Raw genomic sequence first — 17,465 nt, 5'->3', positions numbered from 1 at the left:
CCGCGATTGGGTCGGGCCCGCGGGGCGTTGGTAGTCTCCTGCGGTTGCCGTCAGAACGGCCGCGGACAAAGAGAGCCCCAGGATTCCAGGCTGGAGCGCCGCGCAACGAGTGAGAGAAGGGTCCCCATGTCAGTCGGAACCGACGCTGAGACCAAGAAGAAGATCATCGCCGAGTACGCCACCGTCGAGGGCGACACCGGCTCTCCCGAGGTGCAGATCGCGCTGCTGAGCCACCGCATCAGCCACCTCACCGAGCACCTCAAGAAGCACAAGCACGACCACCACAGCCGTCGTGGCCTGCTGCTGCTCGTCGGCCAGCGCCGTCGCCTGCTCAACTACCTCAAGAAGACCGACATCGAGCGCTACCGCTCCATCATCGAGCGCCTCGGCCTGCGCCGCTGATCTCGACACGTCTGCGGAGCGTCTCCGGCGTTGCCGGCTCTCGACGGCCCGCTCCGCTCGAAGGCCGCCTTCGAGCCGGCGCCTTGGAGCCGCACACGCAGACGTGCCGAGCATCCCGCTCGAACGGGCGACCCTCGTGGGTCGCCCGTTCCGCATTTCCGGCGCTGCTCGCTAGTGTGGTGCGCGACATCTACGTCCATTGCGCGGGGCAACGCGTCCCGCACCGTACGAATAAGAGAAGATTTTGACTGACCCCGTCATCTCCGAGGTCGAGACCGTCCTCGACAACGGCAAGTTCGGCACGCGCACCATCAAGTTCGAGACCGGGCTCCTGGCCCGCCAGGCCGCCGGTTCGGTGAGCGCCTACCTCGACGGCGACACCATGCTGCTCTCGGCCACCACGGCCGGCAAGCACCCGAAGGACCACTTCGACTTCTTCCCGCTCACCATCGACGTCGAGGAGCGGATGTACGCCGCGGGCCGCATCCCCGGCTCGTTCTTCCGTTCCGAGGGCCGCCCGGGCGAGGACGCGATCCTCGCCTGCCGCCTCATCGACCGCCCGCTGCGCCCGACCTTCAAGAAGGGTCTGCGCAACGAGGTCCAAGTCGTCATCACCGTGATGGCGCTCAACCCCGACACCCCCTACGACGTCCTCGCGATCAACGCGGCGTCGCTGTCGACCCAGCTCTCGGGCCTGCCGTTCAGCGGCCCCGTCGGCGCCACCCGCGTCGCCCTCATCGACGGCCAGTGGGTCGCCTTCCCGACCCACAGCCAGCTCGAGACGGCCGTGTTCGACATGGTCGTCGCCGGCCGCGTCACCGCGTCGGGCGACGTCGCGATCATGATGGTCGAGGCCGAGGCCACCGAGCAGACCATCGAGCTCGTCCGCGGCGGTGCGACCGCCCCCACCGAGGACGTCGTGGCCGGCGGCCTCGAGGCCGCCAAGCCGTTCATCAAGCAGCTGTGCGAGGCCCAGGCCGAGCTCGCCGCCGTGGCCGCCAAGCCCGTCCAGGAGTTCCCGATCTTCCTCGACTACGAGGACGACGTGTACGCAGCCGTCGAGGCGGCCGCCAAGGACAAGCTCTCGCAGGTCATGACGATCGGCGACAAGCAGGAGCGCGAGTCGGCCACCGACGAGCTCAAGGCCGAGGTCCTCGAGTCGCTCGGCGCCCAGTTCGAGGGTCGCGAGAAGGAGCTCGGCGCGGCCTTCCGCTCGGTCAACAAGCAGGTGGTGCGCGAGCGCATCCTGCGCGACAAGGTGCGCATCGACGGCCGAGGCCTCGCCGACATCCGTCCGCTGCACGCCGAGGTCGGCGTGATCCCGCGCGTGCACGGCTCCGCGCTGTTCGAGCGTGGCGAGACCCAGATCCTGGGCGTCACCACCCTCGACATGCTCAAGATGGAGCAGCAGATCGACACGCTGTCGCCGGAGACCCACCGGCGCTACATGCACAAGTACATCTTCCCGCCGTTCTCCACCGGCGAGACCGGTCGCGTGGGTTCGCCCAAGCGCCGCGAGGTCGGCCACGGCGCGCTGGCGCGCCGCGCCCTGCTGCCGGTGCTCCCGAACCGCGAGGAGTTCCCCTACGCGATCCGCCAGCTCTCCGAGGCGATGGGCTCCAACGGCTCCACCTCGATGGGCTCGGTCTGCGCCTCCACCCTCGCGCTGCTGCAGGCCGGCGTGCCGCTCAAGGCCTCGGTCGCGGGCATCGCCATGGGTCTCATCTCCGGTGAGGTCGACGGCAAGACCGAGTACGTCGCGCTCACCGACATCCTCGGTGCCGAGGACGCCTTCGGCGACATGGACTTCAAGGTCGCCGGCACCAAGGAGTTCGTCACCGCGTTGCAGCTCGACACCAAGCTCGACGGCATCCCGGCCGACGTCCTCGCCGCTGCGCTGCAGCAGGCGCGCGGCGCCCGACTGACGATCCTCGAGGTCATGGCCGAGGCGATCGACGCTCCCGAGGAGATGTCGATCCACGCGCCGCGCATCATCACCGTCAAGGTGCCCGTCGACAAGATCGGCGAGGTGATCGGGCCCAAGGGCAAGGTCATCAACCAGATCCAGGACGACACCGGCGCGAGCGTCTCGATCGAGGACGACGGCACCGTCTACATCGGCGCCACCAACGGCGAGGCCGCCGAGGCCGCCCGGGCCGCGATCAACGCGATCGCGAACCCGACGATGCCCGAGGTCGGCGAGCGCTACCTCGGCACGGTCGTGAAGACCACCAACTTCGGTGCCTTCATCGCGCTCATGCCGGGCAAGGACGGCCTGCTGCACATCAGCAAGCTGCGGGGTCTCGCCGGCGGCAAGCGCGTCGAGAACGTCGAGGACGTCGTCGCGGTCGGCCAGAAGATCCAGGTCGAGATCGCCGAGATCGACGACCGCGGCAAGCTCTCGCTGATCCCCGTGGTCGACGAGGCGGCCGAGGGTGCCGGCACCGAGGGCTCCGAGGAGTCCGAGGAGGCGTGAGCACCACCCGCTCCACGACGGCCGGTCAGCAGCACGCTGACCGGCCGTCGGCCGTCTCCCGGGCCACCACCCGCACCCTCGAGACCGTGCGCGACGACGCCGGTCAGGTCACCTCGGTGGTCCGCCGCACCACCCTGCCCTCCGGCCTGCGCATCGTCACCGAGCAGATGGCCGGCGCCCGCTCGGCCTCGCTCGGTGTCTTCGTCGGGGTGGGCTCGCGCGACGAGAACCCCCGCACGCACGGCGCCTCCCACTTCCTGGAGCACCTGCTCTTCAAGGGCACCGCCGAGCGCTCGGCACTCGACATCTCGATCGCGCTCGACGCGGTCGGGGGCGAGTTCAACGCCTTCACCGCGAAGGAGTACACCTGCTACCACGCGCGGGTGCTGGCCGACGACCTCCCCGTCGCAGTCGACGTCCTGGGCGACATGATCACCGGCTCGCTCATCGAGGCCCCCGACGTCGACGCCGAGCGCGACGTGATCCTCGACGAGATCGCCATGCACGACGACGATCCCGACGACGTCGTCCAGAACCTCGTGGCCGCGCTCGCCTGGGGTGAACAGTCACCGCTCGGGCGCCCGATCGCCGGCAGCACCGCCTCCATCGAGGCGATGACCCCGCGCCAGATCCGCACCTTCTACCGGCGCCACTACACCCCGGCGAACACCGTCGTGGCGGTGGCCGGTGCACTCGACCACGCGGACGTCGTCCGCGCGGTGCGGGTCGCCTTCGCCCGCAACGGTTGGCTCGAGGACGCCGCGGCTCCCGCCCCGGGCCGTGGCGCGGGACCCCGACGCCGCCCCGCGCTGAGCGAGGCCGAGGGCCGCGTCGAGCGGCCCTTCGAGCAGGTGAACCTCGTCGTGGCCCGCCAGGGTCTGCACCGCGACGACGAGCGCCGCTACGCCCTCGGCGTGCTCAACACCGCGCTCGGCGGCGGCACGTCGAGCCGGCTGTTCCAGGAGGTGCGCGAGGTCCGCGGCCTGGCCTACTCGGTCTACTCCTTCGCCTCGCAGTACGCCGACGCCGGGCTGGTGGGCGTCGCCATCGGCTGCCTGCCCGAGCGCACCGACGAGGTCCTGCGGGTCGTGCGCGAGCAGCTGCAGATCATCGCCGCCACCGGCATCACCGCCGACGAGCTCGCCCGCGGCAAGGGCCAGCTGATCGGCGGCATGATCCTCGGGCTCGAGGACAACGGCTCGCGCATGATGCGCCTGGGCAAGAACGAGCTCGTCCACCACGAGGTCGTCGGCATCGACGACGTCATCGCCCGCATCGAGGCCGTCACCGTCGAGCAGGTCCGCGACGTCGCCGCCGACGTCTTCACCCGCCCCGAGATCCTCGCGGTCGTCGGGCCGGCGGGGGCAGATTCACCGGCCGGCCGGTGAAACTGGCACTGGGACGACGGAACTCCGTCGTCCCAGTGCCAGTTTCCTCGTCCAGGTCACATCGACCCCTGTGGACGACGCCCGCTCAGCGTCCGCTGACGGAACTCTGTCGCCGCTCGGCCGGGGTCGGCTCGCTCGCCCCGACCACCAGCGCGAAGTCGTCGCCGTGCTCGCTCACCCCGTCGATGACGGCCTGCTCGACGGCCTCGACGGCGTAGCGGCGCCGCACGACGAGGGGGTCGGTGCGCAGGTCGGCGACGAGTGAGACGGCGAGGCCGATCAGCACGAACACGAAGGGCAGCGCCGCGACGATGGTGATCGTCTGCAGCCCCTCGAGCGCGTCGGTGCCCGCGAGCAGCATCACCGCGGCCACCGCGCCGGTGGCCACGCCCCAGAAGATCACCACGGGGCGGCGCGGAGAGGTGCTGCCGTGCTCGGACAGGCTTCCCATCACGATGGAGGCGGCGTCGGCCCCGCTGACGAAGAAGATGGCGACCAGCACCATCACCACCACGCCGGCGATGGTGCCCAGCGGTAGTGCGCCGAGGGTGTCGAAGAGCTGTGCCTCGAGGCCGTCGGCGCTCGCGAGGTCGCGCCCGGCGTCCTGGAGGTCGATGGCGGTGCCGCCGAGGATGCAGAACCACAGCAGGCTCACGGCGCTGGGGACCAGCAGCACGCCGGTGACGAACTGCCAGATGGTGCGTCCGCGCGAGATCCGGGCGATGAACATGCCCACGAAGGGCGTCCACGACAGCCACCAGGCCCAGTAGAAGACGGTCCAGTCGCCGAGCCAGTCCTGGGTGCCGGTGCCCTCCGCGCCGGTGCGTCCAGCCATCATGCCGAGGTCCTGCACGTAGCTGCCGAGCGAGGTCGGCACGAGGTTGAGGATGAATACGGTGGGGCCGACGATGAAGACGAAGAGCGCGAGGACGACGGCCAGCACCATGTTGGTGTTCGACAGCCACTGGATGCCCTTGGCCACCCCTGAGACCGCCGAGGCCACGAAGGCGGCGGTGAGCACGGCGATGATGGCCACGAGTGCCCCGTTGCCCAGCGGCCCGACGCCGCCGACGATCTCAAGGCCGCTGCTGATCTGCAGCGCCCCCAGGCCCAGCGAGGTCGCCGAGCCGAAGAGGGTCGCGAAGATCGCGAAGACGTCGATGAGTCGTCCGGCGCCGCCCGACGCGCGACGGCCGAGGAGCGGGGCGAAGGTCGCGGAGATCAGCTGCACCCGGCCCTTGCGGTAGCTGCCGTAGGCGATGGCCAGGCCCACGAGGGCGTAGATCGCCCAGGGGTGCAGGGTCCAGTGGAACATCGTGGTGGCCATCGCGGTGGCGGCCGCCGCGTCGTCCCCGCGACCCTCGGTGCCGGGCGGGGGAGTCGTGTAGTGCGACAGCGGCTCGGAGACGCCGTAGAACATCAGACCGATGCCCATGCCCGCGCTGAACATCATCGCGATCCACGAGACGGTGCGGAACTCCGGCTCCTCGTCGTCGCGCCCGAGGGGGATGGCGCCGTAGCGGCTCAGCGCCAGCCACAGCACGAAGACCACCACGGCGCTGGTGGTGAGCACGAACAGCCAGCCGGTGTTGGTGAGCACCCAGTCGAGCGCCGCGCTCGAGGACGACGACAGCGAGGCGGTGTCGAGCAACCCCCAGACCACGAACCCGACGATCACCGCTGCCGCGATCCCGAAAACGGTGCGGTCCAGGCCTGCGGCGGGAGCGGGGGCGGTGGCGAGGTCGTGGTCGACGACCTCCGACAGCGCGGGGTGAGGGGCCTCGTCCGCCGGTGGCGGCGCCTCGTCGAAGGGGGTGGCGGTCGGCGTTCGGTCCAGCTGATCGGTCACGGCGCTCCTCGTCGGGGTCGCGGGCAGGTCCGCGGCGGCTCCGGGCGTCCTGGACGACGGCAGCCGGCCGCTGGGGGAGGAACCTGCTCGCGGGTGGCAGCGCACGAGTAGCAGCGCGAGGGCACGGCTACGTGCAGGCTCGACGTCCCCGAGGAGATCGAGTACCCGGCGTCCCGGCGGGCACACCCTGGCATGCGTCGGTGCGAGTCACGTCACGGTGCGGCGTGACCAGCCGCGAGCGTTCAGCGGCGGCCGATGATGCCGATGACGGGCGGTTGTTTGGAGTCGACGATGTACACGCGGAAGCCACCGTCGCGCAGCTGCGCGGAGGCCTTCTCGAGCACCGCAGGAACCTGCTCGGGCCGCGAGGTGTCGAAGAAGAGGTTGACCGAGCCGCCGGGCATGAGGCGCTCGTGCAGCAGTGCGATCTCCTCGGCGGCGTCGCGCACCCAGAAGAGGTTGACGTCGAAGGCGAACACCTTGGTGAGCCGCTTCACGGGCACCCGGAGGGTCGCGAGGTCGATCTGGCGCACGGTGAGCCGTCCGGCCTCGACGTACTCCGCGCAACGCGCCTTGGTGCGGTCGACGCCGGCCTCGGAGCGGTCGATGGCGAACATCTTGCCCTTGCCCTCGAGGCGGCTGCAGATGAGCTCGGCGGCAGCCCCGTTGCCGCATCCGATCTCGAGCACGTGGTCGCTGGGCTGCACGTCGATGAAGTCGACCGCCCAACGGATCCGGGCAGGGATCTTGTTCACCATGGGGGTCAGCCTGCCAGAAGCGTCGGGGCCGCGACGCACTACGGTGGTGCTGTGACGTCACGTGTCGCCCACAGCACAGGTCCTGACGCCGATTCCGCCGCCACCGGCGCGCCCCTCAGGGTCGGCGTCCTCGGTGCCCGCGGCAAGGTCGGCTCGGAGGTGGTCGCTGCCGTCGAGGCCGCCGACGACCTCGAGTTCACCGTCGGCGTGGACGCCGGCGACGACATCGCCGAGCTCGCCGCGAGCGGCACGCAGGTCGTCGTCGACTTCACCCACCCCGATGTCGTGATGGACAACCTGCGCTTCTGCATCGAGCACGGCATCCACGCGGTCGTCGGCACCACCGGCTTCGACGACGATCGCCTCGCCACGCTGCGCGGCTGGCTCGCGGAGAGCCCGAGCACCGGCGTGCTGATCGCCCCCAACTTCTCCATCGGCGCCCTGCTGATGATGCGCTTCAGCGCGATCGCCGCTCCGTTCTTCGAGTCCGTCGAGGTCGTCGAACTGCACCACCCCACCAAGGCCGATGCACCCAGCGGCACCGCGCGCCGCACCGCCGAGCTCATCGCGGCCGCGCGGCGCGAGGCCGGGGTGGGTCCGGTGCCCGACGCGACGTCCACCTCGCTGGAGGGGGCACGCGGCGCCGACGTCGACGGCATCCGCGTGCACGGGCTGCGCATCCGCGGCCTGGTGGCGCACCAGGAGGTCGTGCTCGGGGCCCTGGGTGAGACCCTCACGATCCGCCACGACTCGCTCGACCGGGTCTCCTTCACCCCCGGGGTGCTCACCGGGGTGCGCCGCATCGGCACGGTGCCCGGGCTCACGATCGGTCTCGAGCACTTCCTCGACCTCGACTGAGCGCCGGGTCGCCGACGGCGCTAGGCCGCCTCGGTGACCCGCCGCACGAAGGACGCCAGATTCTCCTGCAATCGCGCGACCCGCTGCTCCACGCCCAGCGTCTCGGGGAGCCCGACGACGGCGGGACGACGCCGCCCCCGCACGTAGAGCGAGCACGCGAGGTCGGCGCAGATGTAGGTGCCGACCGAGTTGCCGTCGCTGCCGCGACGCCCGGCCCGCGGGGCGACCATGAGGTTCACGCCGCCGGTGTGGGCGGTGAGGCAGAGCGAGCACAGGTTGCGGCGCCCTGCCGCGCCGGCGGCCGACCCCGCGCGCAGCACGATGCCGACCGGACCGTGCTCGGTCGGGGCGACGAGACACCCGCGTGCGGGGGCGCGCGGGTCGCGCCACCCGAGGTAGTCGAGGTGCTCCCAGGGCTGCTCGACGAGATCGCGGGGGAGCGCGAGTCGCGTGGCCTCGCCCCGGGTGCAGTTGACCAGGCTGGCGCGGATCGTCGACTCGGTGAGCGGTTCCATGGCCTCGACGCTACGTTTCCTATGATGCATAGGCAAATGATTACTACTCATAGTCGCTGGGCTAGGGTGGCGGCGTGCCCCGCGCTGGTCTGAGCCCTGAGACGGTGGTGCTCGCCGCCGCCGAGATCGCCGACGCCGAGGGACTCGAGGCGGTCACGCCCTCCGCGGTCGCCCACCGCTTGGGGGTGCGCCCGCCCAGCATCTACGCCCACGTCGACGGTGCGGGCGACCTTCGGCGACGTCTGCTCGCCCGAGCGCTCGACGAATCGGCCGACCGGGTCGCGGAGGCCGTCGCGGGTCGCGCCGGCGACGAGGCGGTGCGGGCCCTGGCCGAGGCCCACCGTCAGTGGGCCCACCAACATCCGGGCCGCTACGCCGCCACCCGGATCGTCACCTCCGGCGCCGAGGACGACGAGGCCTCCTTGCTCGCGCTGGCCGCGGGCCGTCGCCACGCCGACCTCCTGCGCGCCGCGCTGCGCGCGTACGGGCTGGACGACGCAGCTGAGGTGCACGCGGTGCGATCCGTCGGAGCCTTCGTCCACGGCTTCATCGCGCTCGAGCTCGCGGGCAGCTTCGAGCACTCGCGGCCCGCGGCCGCGTCGAGCTGGTGCGTGGGGCTGCGGATCATCCTGGCCGGTATCGCCGACCTCGCGCGCGACTCCGCGGGGCCCTGACGGCGCGAGGTCACCCGCCCAGTGCGCGCAGTCCGGCCGTGACGGCGGCCGCACCGAGCACCACCACGAGGAACGGCGCGCGTGCCACCAGCAGGGCGATCGCGGCGCCGAGACCGGCCAGCCGGGCGTCGGCCACCAGCCCCGCACCGGACGGCGCGGCCAGCACCTGCACGGCCACCAGGCCGGAGAGCAGCGCCACGGGCAGGAGCGTGGCGGCGCGCGCCACCCGTGGTCGGGCCAGGACGCGTGCGGGCACGCTGAGGCCTGCGAGCTTCAGCAGGTAGCAGCCCACGCCGGCCCCCAGCACCGCCCACCAGATCACCGCGTCACCTCCCCGGAGCCGTCACGGCCCCCGCTGAGCGCGGCGACGAGCAGGGCGACCCCGGCCGCCGCCAGCACCGGCACGCCGGCGGGCACGAGGGGCACCGCGCCAGCGGCCACCGCGGCCGCGCCGAGGGCGACGAGGCGCTCGACCGCGCCATCGAGGCGCGGCCACAGCAGTGCGAGGAACGCCGCTCCCACGGCCGCATCGAGGCCGACCGCCCGCGGGTCGCCCAGACGGTCGCCCCCGAGGGCGCCGAGCGCGGTCGCGAGGTTCCAGAGCGCGAAGATGCCGAGTCCCGCGGTCCAGAATCCGGTGCGCGCGACCTCGCGCTCCTCGTGGCCGATCGCCATGGCGGTCGACTCGTCGATGAGCACGTGGGCGGCCACCACCCGTCGCCAGCCGCGGTAGCCGAGCAGGGGAGCCAGCCGCAGGCCGTACAGCGTGTTGCGGACGCCGAGCAGCAGCGCCGCGGCGCCCGCGGCGAGCGGGCCGCCGCCTGCGCCGAGCACCCCGACGAGGGCGAACTGGGAGGCGCCGGTGAACATCACCAGCGAGAGCGCGCAGGTCTGCCAGACATCGAGGCCTGACGCCACGGAGACCGCCCCGAACCCGACACCGTAGGTGCCGGTCGCGACGGCGACCGCGAGGGCGTCGCGGCGCACCGCGCGCACCCGCTCCGGCGTCGGACGACGAGGGGCCACCGCATCCGGCCCATCCGGCCCATCCGGCCCATCCGGCCCGGCCGGCCCGGCCGGCCCGGCCACCTCAGCCATGCTCGTCCGCGGCGCCTCCGGTGCCGATCGCGGCCAGGAGGCGGATCTGCTTGAGCCTGCCGGAGGGTGCTCGCTCCGTGCCGGCTTCGGCCGCGGGCGCTGCGTCGTCCTCGAGGGCGAGCTCGCGGCTCGCGCCGTCGGGCTCCCACCCCGCGCTGGCGAGGAAGGCGCGCAGGCGATCGTCGGAGCCCTCCACCCACACCACGGCCCGCGTGAAGCCGTCGGCCACCAGCGTGTCGACGGCGGCCTGGACCAGCCGGGACCCGTGACCGACGCCGCGGTGGTCCGGGTGCACCGTGAGCTCCGCGAGCTCACCGTCGCGGGCTGGGTCGAGGTCCGGGTCGGTGCCCGGCGCGCAGAGCACGAAGCCCACGACGCTCGCCCGGTCGAGGGCCACCAGGACGCGGTGGCGGGCGGTGGGGGGCCGGGTGAGGCTCGTCGTCCACGCGGAGGTCAGCGCGCCCCGGTCGATCCCCGTGGCATCGAGGTCGAGCCCGTCGGCCGTCGCCGCCCGCTGCGACCAGGTCGCCCACTGGGCCGCCGCCATACCGGGGGCGTCGGCGGGCCAGGCGAGTCGGACGGAGAGATCGGCGGCCACGCGCCGAGTCTGCCAGCAGCGCGGCCCACCCGGATTGGGCGGTGCGGCCTAGGGTCGCAGCATGGAGATTCGCAACCTCGGAGCGAGCGGCCTGAGGATCTCGGCCATCGCGTACGGCAACTGGCTCACCCACGGCTCCCAGGTCGAGGAGGACGCCGCGCAGGCCTGCGTGCGTCAGGCCCTCGACGACGGCATCACGACCTTCGACACCGCCGACGTCTACGCCAACACCGCGGCCGAGACGGTGCTCGGCAAGGCGCTGTCGGGCGAGCGCCGCGAGGGCCTGGAGATCTTCACCCAGGTCTTCTGGCCCACCGGCCCCGGCTCCCACAACGACCACGGGCTCTCGCGCAAGCACATCCTGGAGTCCATCGACGGCTCCCTGCGGCGCCTCGGCACCGACTACGTGGACCTGTACCAGGCCCACCGCTTCGACCACGAGACGCCGCTGGAGGAGACGATGCTGGCCTTCGCCGACGTCGTGCGCTCGGGCAAGGCGCTCTACATCGGCGTCTCCGAGTGGCGTGCGGAGGAGATCCGCGCGGCGGCCGAGCTCGCGCGCGAGCTCCGGGTGCCGCTCGTGTCGAACCAGCCGCAGTACTCGATGCTGTGGCGCGTCATCGAGTCCGAGGTGGTGCCGACCAGCGAGGAGCTCGGCATCGGCCAGATCGTCTGGTCGCCCATCGCCCAGGGCGTGCTCACCGGCAAGTACCAGCCGGGCCAGCCGCCGCCGAGCGGCTCGCGCGCCACCGACACCAAGGGCGGCGCCGACATGATCGGGCGCTGGATGAAGGACGACGTGCTCGAGCGCGTCCAGCGGCTGCGCCCCATCGCTGACGACCTCGGCCTGAGCCTCGCCCAGCTCGCCGTGGCCTGGGTGCTGCAGAACGACAACGTCTCGGCGGCCATCATCGGCGCCAGCCGTCCCGAGCAGGTCACCGAGAACGTGAAGGCGGCCGGTGTTCGCTTGGAGAGCGACGTGCTCGCCGCCATCGACGAGGTGCTCGACGGCGTCGTCACCACCGACCCCGCGCTGACCACCTCGCCCCGCCGGTCGGAGATGTTCAGCTGAGATCGAGCAGGTAGCGGCTGGTCGGCACGAGGTCCAGGCCCTCGGCCGCCCCGAAGCGGGCGCAGCTCTCGAGCAGCTCGCCCATGCGCCGCTCGAGTTCGCTCCGGTCGCCGCCCGACCCGTAGAAGACGTGCGGGTCCCGGGCGGCGTCCGGCGCGAAGAGCTCCTCCACGATGCCGGCGACGTCGTCGCCCGTCGCGGTCAGGCACTCCAGCACGGGGTTCTGGACGTAGCCGAAGGTGGCCTGGGTGGCGATCGCCACCGCGGTGTGGCGCCCGAGCCAGTCCGCCAGCCACTCCTCGTGCGCCATCGCGGCCGGACGCCGCAGCAGCGCCACGTTGGCGAGCGCAGCGGCTCGCTCGCCAACGTCCACCGCCGGCGGCTCCAGCGGCACGACCTCGTCGGTCACCCATGCCCGCGCCTCGGGATCGACGCCGCGCATCAGGTCCACCAGGGCGCCGGGCGAAACGTCGTCGGTGAGGTGGACCGACACGACGGCTCGCACGGGTGCGGCGGGGTCGGGCCCGAAGCGCATCGCGTCGGCGACGTGGGCGTCGTCCAGGTTGACCTGAGCGCTGCTCGCTCCGATATTTCGCAGCGACGAGGAGAAGTCGGGGGAGAGCAGGAACGGATCCGCCGTCGCGAGCGCGCCGATCACCTTCATGGCGTCACGGTAGGGAGCCGCGGCAGAAAAGAGAACACGTTCTCCTTCGCCGGCCCGTCGATGCGTACGCGGACCGGGCCGATCAGCTATAGCGCTCGGGGAGGGTGTCGCCAAGCGCGTACTGCGGCTTCGGCAGTCGCATCAGGCGCGGCAGCATCGCGCGACGCACCGCGTAGAAGGTGGTGCCGCGCAGCCGCTCCTCGGGGAAGCGTCGGGTGAGTTCGCGCCGCACTCGGAAACGCAGCGCGAAACCGCCGAACAGGATCGCCAGCGCGGTGGCGGAGAAGAGGTAGCTGGCGGCGAGGCTGAGCGCGCTGATGTTCGTCGCCGTCGACTGGGCGCTGCCGATCGAGCTGAGCACGAGGGTGAAGATCATGAGCGGGATCGAGAGACCAAGGATCGAGAACCGGCTGTCGACGTAGTCGCGCACGAAACGGCGCACCGGACCGCGGTCGGAGGGGGGAAGGAACTTCTCCTCGCCGCGCTTGATGCCCTCGCGGATCTCCTTCGACGACGGTCCGCCGGCCGACGTGCGCCGACCGCGTGTCTTCTTGCCCGATGCAGCGGCCTTGGCGCGCGCCTTGGCCGCCGCCTCGGCCTCCTTGCGGGTCGGGGTCGGCCGCCCCTTGCCGCCAGGCTTCTCGACGACGGTCGCCGCGGAGGCGGTCTCGGTGGACTTGGTGCGCTTGAACACGCTGCGTGCCTTTCTCAGCGCGGCTCCGTGGACGACGTCCCGCGCTCCGGGTGGTTCGGGTGGTTCGCGATCGGTGGGGAGAGGGGATCAGTCCTTGTGCGTGCGGCCGGGCAGGTCGAGCATCCGCTGCAGCGCCACGAGTGCATCGGCCTCGGTGCGGCTGTCGACCTCGATGCGGTTGACCACGTTGCCGGCCACGAGGTTCTCCAGCGCCCACACCAGGTGGGGCAGGTCGATGCGGTTCATCGTCGAGCAGTAGCAGACGTTGCGGTCGAGGAAGACGATGTTCTTGTCGGGGTGGGCGCGTGCGAGTCGCTGCACCAGGTTGAGCTCGGTGCCGATCGCCCAGCTCGACCCGGCGGGTGCGGCCTCGATCGTCTTGATGATGAACTCGGTCGACCCGACGAGGTCGGCCTTGAGCACGACCTCGTGCTGGCACTCGGGGTGCACGAGCACGTTGAGGTCGGGGATGCGGGCGCGCAGGTCGTCCACGACGTCGGCCGAGAAGCGGCCGTGCACCGAGCAGTGCCCCTTCCAGAGGATGACCTTGGCCGCGGTGAGCTCCTCGCGGGTGAGACCGCCGTCGGGCTTGTGGGGGTTCCACACGACGCAGTCGTCGAGGGAGTAGCCGAGCTTGAGCACCGCCGTGTTGCGCCCCAGGTGCTGGTCGGGCAGGAAGAGCACCTTCGTGTCGGCGCCCTTCTGCTCGAAGGCCCACTCGAGCGCCACCTCGGCGTTCGACGAGGTGCACACGACGCCGCCGTTGCGCCCGCAGAAGGCCTTGATGGCCGCACTGGAGTTCATGTAGGTGACCGGGACGACGACGTCCTGCACGCCCGCCGCGGCGAGCGCCTCCCAGGCGCGCTCCACCTGGGCGATGCGCGCCATGTCGGCCATCGAGCACCCGGCGGCGAGGTCGGGGAGCACCACGGCCTGGTCGGGCCCGGTGAGGCTGTCGGCCGACTCGGCCCTGCAGTGGACGCCGCAGAACACCACGAACTCCGCGTCCGGGCGTGCGGCGGCGTCGCGGGCCAGCTTGAAGGAGTCGCCGGTGACGTCGGCGAACTGGATGACCTCGTCGCGCTGGTAGTGGTGCCCCAGCACGAAGAGCCGGTCGCCGAGGGCCTCCTTCGCGGCCTTCGCACGGGCCACCAGGTCGGGGTCGGAGGCCGGCGGCAGGTCGCCGGGGCACTCGACGCCGCGCTCGGAGAGCGGGTCGGTGCCTCGCCCGAGCGGCAGCAGCGGAAGGTCGACGGTCGTCATGGGGTCATCGTAGTTGTGCGCCCCGTCGGCACCCCGCACCGGACGGGCGCCGGATCAGAGCAGGACGCCGTGCGGCAGGTAGGGGGCGGGCACGGCGAGCCCCCGCACGGCCAGGTAGCCGCGGCTGCCGAGCCCCAGGCCCGCGCTGAGCCCGACGTCCACGGCCCACTGGTTCTCGGAGGTGACGTGCAGCAGCTCGGCCGGTGGGGCCTCGGGCCCGGACGTCGGCCCGGCGCAGGCGGCCCCCCCGAGCACCTCCACGAGCAGGCTGCGAGCGCTCGTCTCGTCGCGGGCGGCGAGGAGGTCGACGCGTCGTCCGGAGGCGTAGACGTAGCCCGCGCGATCGCGGTGCACCAGGAGCACCGCCTCGGCCGAGAGCACCGCGTGGTCGGTGCCGTGGGCGCCACCGCGCAGCTCGCGGTCGAGATCGTCCATCCAGTCGCGGTCGCCGTGGTCCCCGACGTGGACGACGCCCGCGCCCACCGCCGGCAGGCGCGAGGCCTCCACCCGGCCGGTGAGCTGCATCCGCGGATGCAGGTGGAAGCCCGCGCGGTGGTAGCTGCGCACGGCAGCGGGGTCGGGGGACGCGCAGAGCATCGCGTGGGTGCACCCGCGGCCGTGCTCCTCGACCGCTGCGAGGAGCCGCCTCCCGATGCCGTGGCCCTGCAGACCGGGGCGCACGGCGAAGCTCCCGAGGCACCACAGGGACTCCCTGCGCAGGCTGGTGGCGAACCCGACCAGCTCGCCGTCCATCTCGGCCGCCCAGCAGCCGTCGGGGTCGGTGTCGACGAGGTGGCGGGTGCGCGCGGTCCAGCGGGCACTGCCGTCGTCCCCGCGGCGGGCGGCGGGAGGGTCGTCGGCCTGCCGGGCTGCCTCGGCGACGGCCAGGAAGGCATCGTCGCTGAGTCGCTCTGCAACGGGCGCGTCGCCGCTGGTGAGCGGACGCAGGGTGACGGTGCCGAAATCCACGGGCACGACCTTAGGACGCAGTGGCGTCGGACCTGGGCGTCGGACCTGGGCGTCGGACCTGCCGTCCATGATGGGCCCATGAGGATCCTGGTGGCGCCCGACAAGTTCGCAGGCACGCTCACCGCCGTCGAGGCGGCCGAGGCCATCGCCGCCGGCTGGCGCCGCACGTGTCCGGACGACGAGATCGTGGCGATGCCGCTCTCCGACGGCGGCCCGGGCTTCGTCGACGTCCTGCACGCCTGCCTCGGCGGCGAGCTGTTGGCCGTCACCGCCACCGGTGCCACGGGATCCGACGTCCCCACCACGCTGCTGCTCGTCGGCGAGACCGCCTACATCGAATCGGCGCAGGCCTGCGGCATCCACCTCACCGGCGGCCGCGGCGGGGAGTTCGCCACGTCCGCGGGGGTCGGCACCCTGCTGTTCTCGGCCGTGCAGGCCGGCGCTCGTCGGGTCGTGGTCGGGCTCGGCGGCTCCGGCAGCAATGACGGCGGCGCCGGGTTCCTGGCGGCGCTGGGCGCCGAGGCCGACGTCCCGCTCGACGTCGGCGGGATCTTCCTCGACGGCGTGAGCCGGGTCGATCTCGCGATGGCCCGCGACCTCGTGGCCGGCGTCGAGATCGTCGCCGCCACCGACGTCGACATCCCGCTCACCGGCCTCTTCGGGGCCACCCGCACCTTCGGCCCCCAGAAGGGGATCGAGGAGGAGCACCAGCTGGCGCTCGACGGCTTCCTGGAGCGTTTCGCCGCCGCCACCGATCGCCGGCTCTCCCTCGAGCCCGGGGCCGGCGCTGCCGGAGGCCTGGGGTTCGCCCTGATGCTCCTCGGAGCACGCCGGGTCTCCGGCCTCGACCTCGTGGCCGACGCGGTCGGACTCGCCGCCCAGGCGGCGCAGGCCGACCTCGTCATCACCGGGGAGGGGGCCTTCGACGTCAGCAGCCGCGCGGGCAAGGTGCCCGCCGGCGTCGCCGCCGTCGCCACCTCCGCGCTGCGCCCCTGCATCGCGCTGGCCGGTCGGGTCCTGGTGGGCTCGCGCGAGATGCGCGCCCTCGGCCTGGATGCCGCCTACGCCCTCGTCGACGCCTTCGGTGAGGAGCGGGCGCTCGGTGAGCCGGCGTCCGCGCTCAGCGACCTCGCCGAGCGGGTGGCCCGCACCTGGGCGATGTGACCCGCGGTGCCACCCCTGGTGTGACCCTGGTGTGACCGCGGTGTGACGAGGTCGACGGGCTCCCGCGCGACGGCGGTGGAATAAGGCGCCCTGTGCGAGGATTGGGCAGAGGACACCCGTTCGACACCCACTTGGAGTGATGCATGAGCGACCAGTGCTGCGGAGGCGCCGCCCACAGCCACGAGGCCCCCGGTGCGACCACCACCGTTGCCGCGCCTGTCGACGTCGACCGTCGTGAGGACCAGATCAACCTGAGCCCCGTGGCGGCCACCAAGGTCAAGACCCTGCTCGAGCAGGAGGGCCGCGACGACCTCTCCCTGCGCATCTCCGTGCAGCCCGGCGGTTGCAGCGGTCTTCGCTACCAGCTCTTCTTCGACGAGCGCACCCTCGACGGCGACGTGGTCACCGACTTCGACGGCGTGGCCGTCGTCGTCGACCGCATGAGCGTGCCCTACCTCAACGGGGCGCTCATCGACTTCGTCGACACCATCGAGAAGCAGGGCTTCACCATCGACAACCCCAACGCCACCGGCTCCTGCGCCTGCGGCGACTCGTTCCACTGATCGGCTGACACCGCCGGCCACTGATCGGCTGACGCCGCCGGTCGAACCCGGAACAGCACGACGGCCCGCCACCTGCGCAAGGTGGCGGGCCGTCGTCGTCCTGCGGCCGGGTAGGGCGGCCGAGGAAGCCGCCGAGGACGCCTCAGTCGAGGTGGAGGTGCAGGGCGTTGGCGAGGCGCTGGGCCGCCTCGGAGATCTCGATGCCGCGCTTGGACTGCTCACGCGGGAACTCGTCGTAGTGGATGCTGGGCGCCGGGCGGGTGGCCCGGACGGCGGCCTGCTCGAGGCGGCGGTTGACGGCCTCGCAGTCGGCGGAGAGGTCCTGCGGGGTGGCGATCTCCTCGTATGCGGTCATGGCTCGACGCTAAGCGTTACCCCGGGGTAGTCCCAGACGTACCAGCGAGTAGTTCCCCGGGCGGCTCGGCGCCGAGATGCGGGGACCGACCGGAGGCTGGGCGTT

At 72.3% G+C, this 17,465-nt stretch carries 19 protein-coding genes; 8 read left to right on the top strand and 11 right to left on the bottom strand.

Annotated elements, in window-relative coordinates; all coding sequences use genetic code 11:
- Positions 1-126 precede the first annotated feature (126 nt).
- The 3 genes from rpsO (at position 127) to ACERUN_RS00675 (ending at position 4,266) form a co-directional block, all read left to right on the top strand.
- On the top strand, positions 127-402 hold the full coding sequence (gene rpsO / locus ACERUN_RS00685) for a 30S ribosomal protein S15 (RefSeq protein ID WP_370287613.1): 276 nt from the start codon (positions 127-129) through the stop codon (positions 400-402).
- A gap of 244 nt (positions 403-646) precedes the next feature.
- A complete protein-coding gene (locus tag ACERUN_RS00680) occupies positions 647-2,878 on the top strand; it encodes a polyribonucleotide nucleotidyltransferase (protein ID WP_370287612.1) in 2,232 nt (743 codons plus the stop codon).
- Positions 2,875-4,266, top strand: a complete 1,392-nt coding sequence (locus ACERUN_RS00675; protein WP_370287611.1) for a M16 family metallopeptidase — start codon at positions 2,875-2,877, stop codon at positions 4,264-4,266. The genes ACERUN_RS00680 and ACERUN_RS00675 overlap by 4 nt, the downstream gene beginning before the upstream one ends.
- Before the next feature lie 85 nt (positions 4,267-4,351).
- Here the strand turns inward: ACERUN_RS00675 and ACERUN_RS00670 are convergent, their stop codons facing one another.
- Together ACERUN_RS00670 and ACERUN_RS00665 are read right to left on the bottom strand one after the other, a co-directional pair.
- Positions 4,352-6,115, bottom strand: a complete 1,764-nt coding sequence (locus ACERUN_RS00670; protein WP_370287610.1) for a BCCT family transporter — start codon at positions 6,113-6,115, stop codon at positions 4,352-4,354.
- A gap of 242 nt (positions 6,116-6,357) precedes the next feature.
- Positions 6,358-6,873 carry a trans-aconitate 2-methyltransferase gene (locus ACERUN_RS00665; protein ID WP_370287609.1) on the bottom strand — a complete coding sequence of 172 codons (516 nt, stop codon included), beginning with the start codon at positions 6,871-6,873 and terminating at the stop codon, positions 6,358-6,360.
- Positions 6,874-6,924: 51 nt separating this feature from the next.
- Here ACERUN_RS00665 and dapB point away from each other — a divergent pair, with 51 nt between their 5' ends.
- Positions 6,925-7,731 carry a 4-hydroxy-tetrahydrodipicolinate reductase gene (dapB, locus tag ACERUN_RS00660; RefSeq protein WP_370287608.1) on the top strand — a complete coding sequence of 269 codons (807 nt, stop codon included), beginning with the start codon at positions 6,925-6,927 and terminating at the stop codon, positions 7,729-7,731.
- Between the two features lie 20 nt (positions 7,732-7,751).
- Here dapB and ACERUN_RS00655 read toward each other — a convergent pair whose 3' ends face one another.
- A complete protein-coding gene (locus tag ACERUN_RS00655) occupies positions 7,752-8,246 on the bottom strand; it encodes an FBP domain-containing protein (protein WP_370287607.1) in 495 nt (164 codons plus the stop codon).
- Positions 8,247-8,320: 74 nt separating this feature from the next.
- Between ACERUN_RS00655 and ACERUN_RS00650 the strand changes: the two genes are divergently transcribed.
- The gene (locus ACERUN_RS00650) at positions 8,321-8,920 is read left to right on the top strand and encodes a TetR/AcrR family transcriptional regulator (RefSeq protein ID WP_370287606.1); all 600 of its coding nucleotides are present in this window, start codon (positions 8,321-8,323) and stop codon (positions 8,918-8,920) included.
- Between the two features lie 10 nt (positions 8,921-8,930).
- Here ACERUN_RS00650 and ACERUN_RS00645 read toward each other — a convergent pair whose 3' ends face one another.
- From ACERUN_RS00645 to ACERUN_RS00635, 3 genes are all read right to left on the bottom strand, one after another.
- Complete coding sequence (locus tag ACERUN_RS00645; protein WP_370287605.1) at positions 8,931-9,242, bottom strand: AzlD domain-containing protein; 312 nt, start codon at positions 9,240-9,242, stop codon at positions 8,931-8,933.
- Positions 9,239-9,946, bottom strand: coding sequence for an AzlC family ABC transporter permease (locus ACERUN_RS00640; protein ID WP_370287604.1), 708 nt, complete (start codon positions 9,944-9,946; stop codon positions 9,239-9,241). Before ACERUN_RS00640 ends, ACERUN_RS00645 begins: the two co-directional genes overlap by 4 nt.
- A 64-nt stretch (positions 9,947-10,010) precedes the next feature.
- The gene (locus ACERUN_RS00635; protein ID WP_370287603.1) at positions 10,011-10,616 is read right to left on the bottom strand and encodes an N-acetyltransferase family protein; all 606 of its coding nucleotides are present in this window, start codon (positions 10,614-10,616) and stop codon (positions 10,011-10,013) included.
- Between the two features lie 61 nt (positions 10,617-10,677).
- Here ACERUN_RS00635 and ACERUN_RS00630 point away from each other — a divergent pair, with 61 nt between their 5' ends.
- A complete protein-coding gene (locus ACERUN_RS00630) occupies positions 10,678-11,688 on the top strand; it encodes an aldo/keto reductase family protein (RefSeq protein WP_370287602.1) in 1,011 nt (336 codons plus the stop codon).
- On the opposite strand, the gene ACERUN_RS00625 is transcribed toward ACERUN_RS00630, so the two are convergent.
- The 4 genes from ACERUN_RS00625 to ACERUN_RS00610 form a co-directional block, all read right to left on the bottom strand.
- On the bottom strand, positions 11,681-12,352 hold the full coding sequence (locus ACERUN_RS00625; RefSeq protein ID WP_370287601.1) for a hypothetical protein: 672 nt from the start codon (positions 12,350-12,352) through the stop codon (positions 11,681-11,683). The genes ACERUN_RS00630 and ACERUN_RS00625 overlap by 8 nt on opposite strands.
- Positions 12,353-12,434: 82 nt before the next feature.
- Positions 12,435-13,046, bottom strand: a complete 612-nt coding sequence (locus ACERUN_RS00620; protein WP_370287600.1) for a DUF3043 domain-containing protein — start codon at positions 13,044-13,046, stop codon at positions 12,435-12,437.
- Between the two features lie 87 nt (positions 13,047-13,133).
- Positions 13,134-14,309, bottom strand: coding sequence for a quinolinate synthase NadA (nadA, locus tag ACERUN_RS00615; RefSeq protein ID WP_370287599.1), 1,176 nt, complete (start codon positions 14,307-14,309; stop codon positions 13,134-13,136).
- A gap of 54 nt (positions 14,310-14,363) precedes the next feature.
- The gene (locus tag ACERUN_RS00610) at positions 14,364-15,278 is read right to left on the bottom strand and encodes a GNAT family N-acetyltransferase (protein WP_370287598.1); all 915 of its coding nucleotides are present in this window, start codon (positions 15,276-15,278) and stop codon (positions 14,364-14,366) included.
- Positions 15,279-15,356: 78 nt separating this feature from the next.
- Here ACERUN_RS00610 and ACERUN_RS00605 point away from each other — a divergent pair, with 78 nt between their 5' ends.
- Positions 15,357-16,442 (top strand): glycerate kinase, encoded by a 1,086-nt coding sequence (locus ACERUN_RS00605; RefSeq protein ID WP_370287597.1) that lies wholly within the window; start codon positions 15,357-15,359, stop codon positions 16,440-16,442.
- 143 nt (positions 16,443-16,585) lie between these two features.
- A complete protein-coding gene (gene erpA / locus ACERUN_RS00600) occupies positions 16,586-17,005 on the top strand; it encodes an iron-sulfur cluster insertion protein ErpA (RefSeq protein ID WP_370287596.1) in 420 nt (139 codons plus the stop codon).
- A gap of 142 nt (positions 17,006-17,147) precedes the next feature.
- Here the strand turns inward: erpA and ACERUN_RS00595 are convergent, their stop codons facing one another.
- On the bottom strand, positions 17,148-17,360 hold the full coding sequence (locus ACERUN_RS00595) for a hypothetical protein (protein WP_370287595.1): 213 nt from the start codon (positions 17,358-17,360) through the stop codon (positions 17,148-17,150).
- Positions 17,361-17,465 lie beyond the last annotated feature (105 nt).

Source organism: Nocardioides sp., assembly GCF_964229035.1.
Taxonomy (GTDB): Bacteria; Actinomycetota; Actinomycetes; order Propionibacteriales; family Nocardioidaceae; genus Nocardioides.
This window is presented reverse-complemented; position numbering and strand designations above follow the sequence as displayed.

Coding starts and splice junctions, on each gene's coding strand:
- rpsO (WP_370287613.1), top strand. CDS start 127: ATGTCAGTCGGAACCGACGCTGAGACCAAGAAGAAGATCATCGCCGAG.
- ACERUN_RS00665 (WP_370287609.1), bottom strand. CDS start 6,873: ATGGTGAACAAGATCCCTGCCCGGATCCGTTGGGCGGTCGACTTCATC.
- ACERUN_RS00655 (WP_370287607.1), bottom strand. CDS start 8,246: ATGGAACCGCTCACCGAGTCGACGATCCGCGCCAGCCTGGTCAACTGC.
- ACERUN_RS00630 (WP_370287602.1), top strand. CDS start 10,678: ATGGAGATTCGCAACCTCGGAGCGAGCGGCCTGAGGATCTCGGCCATC.
- ACERUN_RS00625 (WP_370287601.1), bottom strand. CDS start 12,352: ATGAAGGTGATCGGCGCGCTCGCGACGGCGGATCCGTTCCTGCTCTCC.
- nadA (WP_370287599.1), bottom strand. CDS start 14,309: ATGACGACCGTCGACCTTCCGCTGCTGCCGCTCGGGCGAGGCACCGAC.
- ACERUN_RS00605 (WP_370287597.1), top strand. CDS start 15,357: ATGAGGATCCTGGTGGCGCCCGACAAGTTCGCAGGCACGCTCACCGCC.
- erpA (WP_370287596.1), top strand. CDS start 16,586: ATGAGCGACCAGTGCTGCGGAGGCGCCGCCCACAGCCACGAGGCCCCC.
- ACERUN_RS00595 (WP_370287595.1), bottom strand. CDS start 17,360: ATGACCGCATACGAGGAGATCGCCACCCCGCAGGACCTCTCCGCCGAC.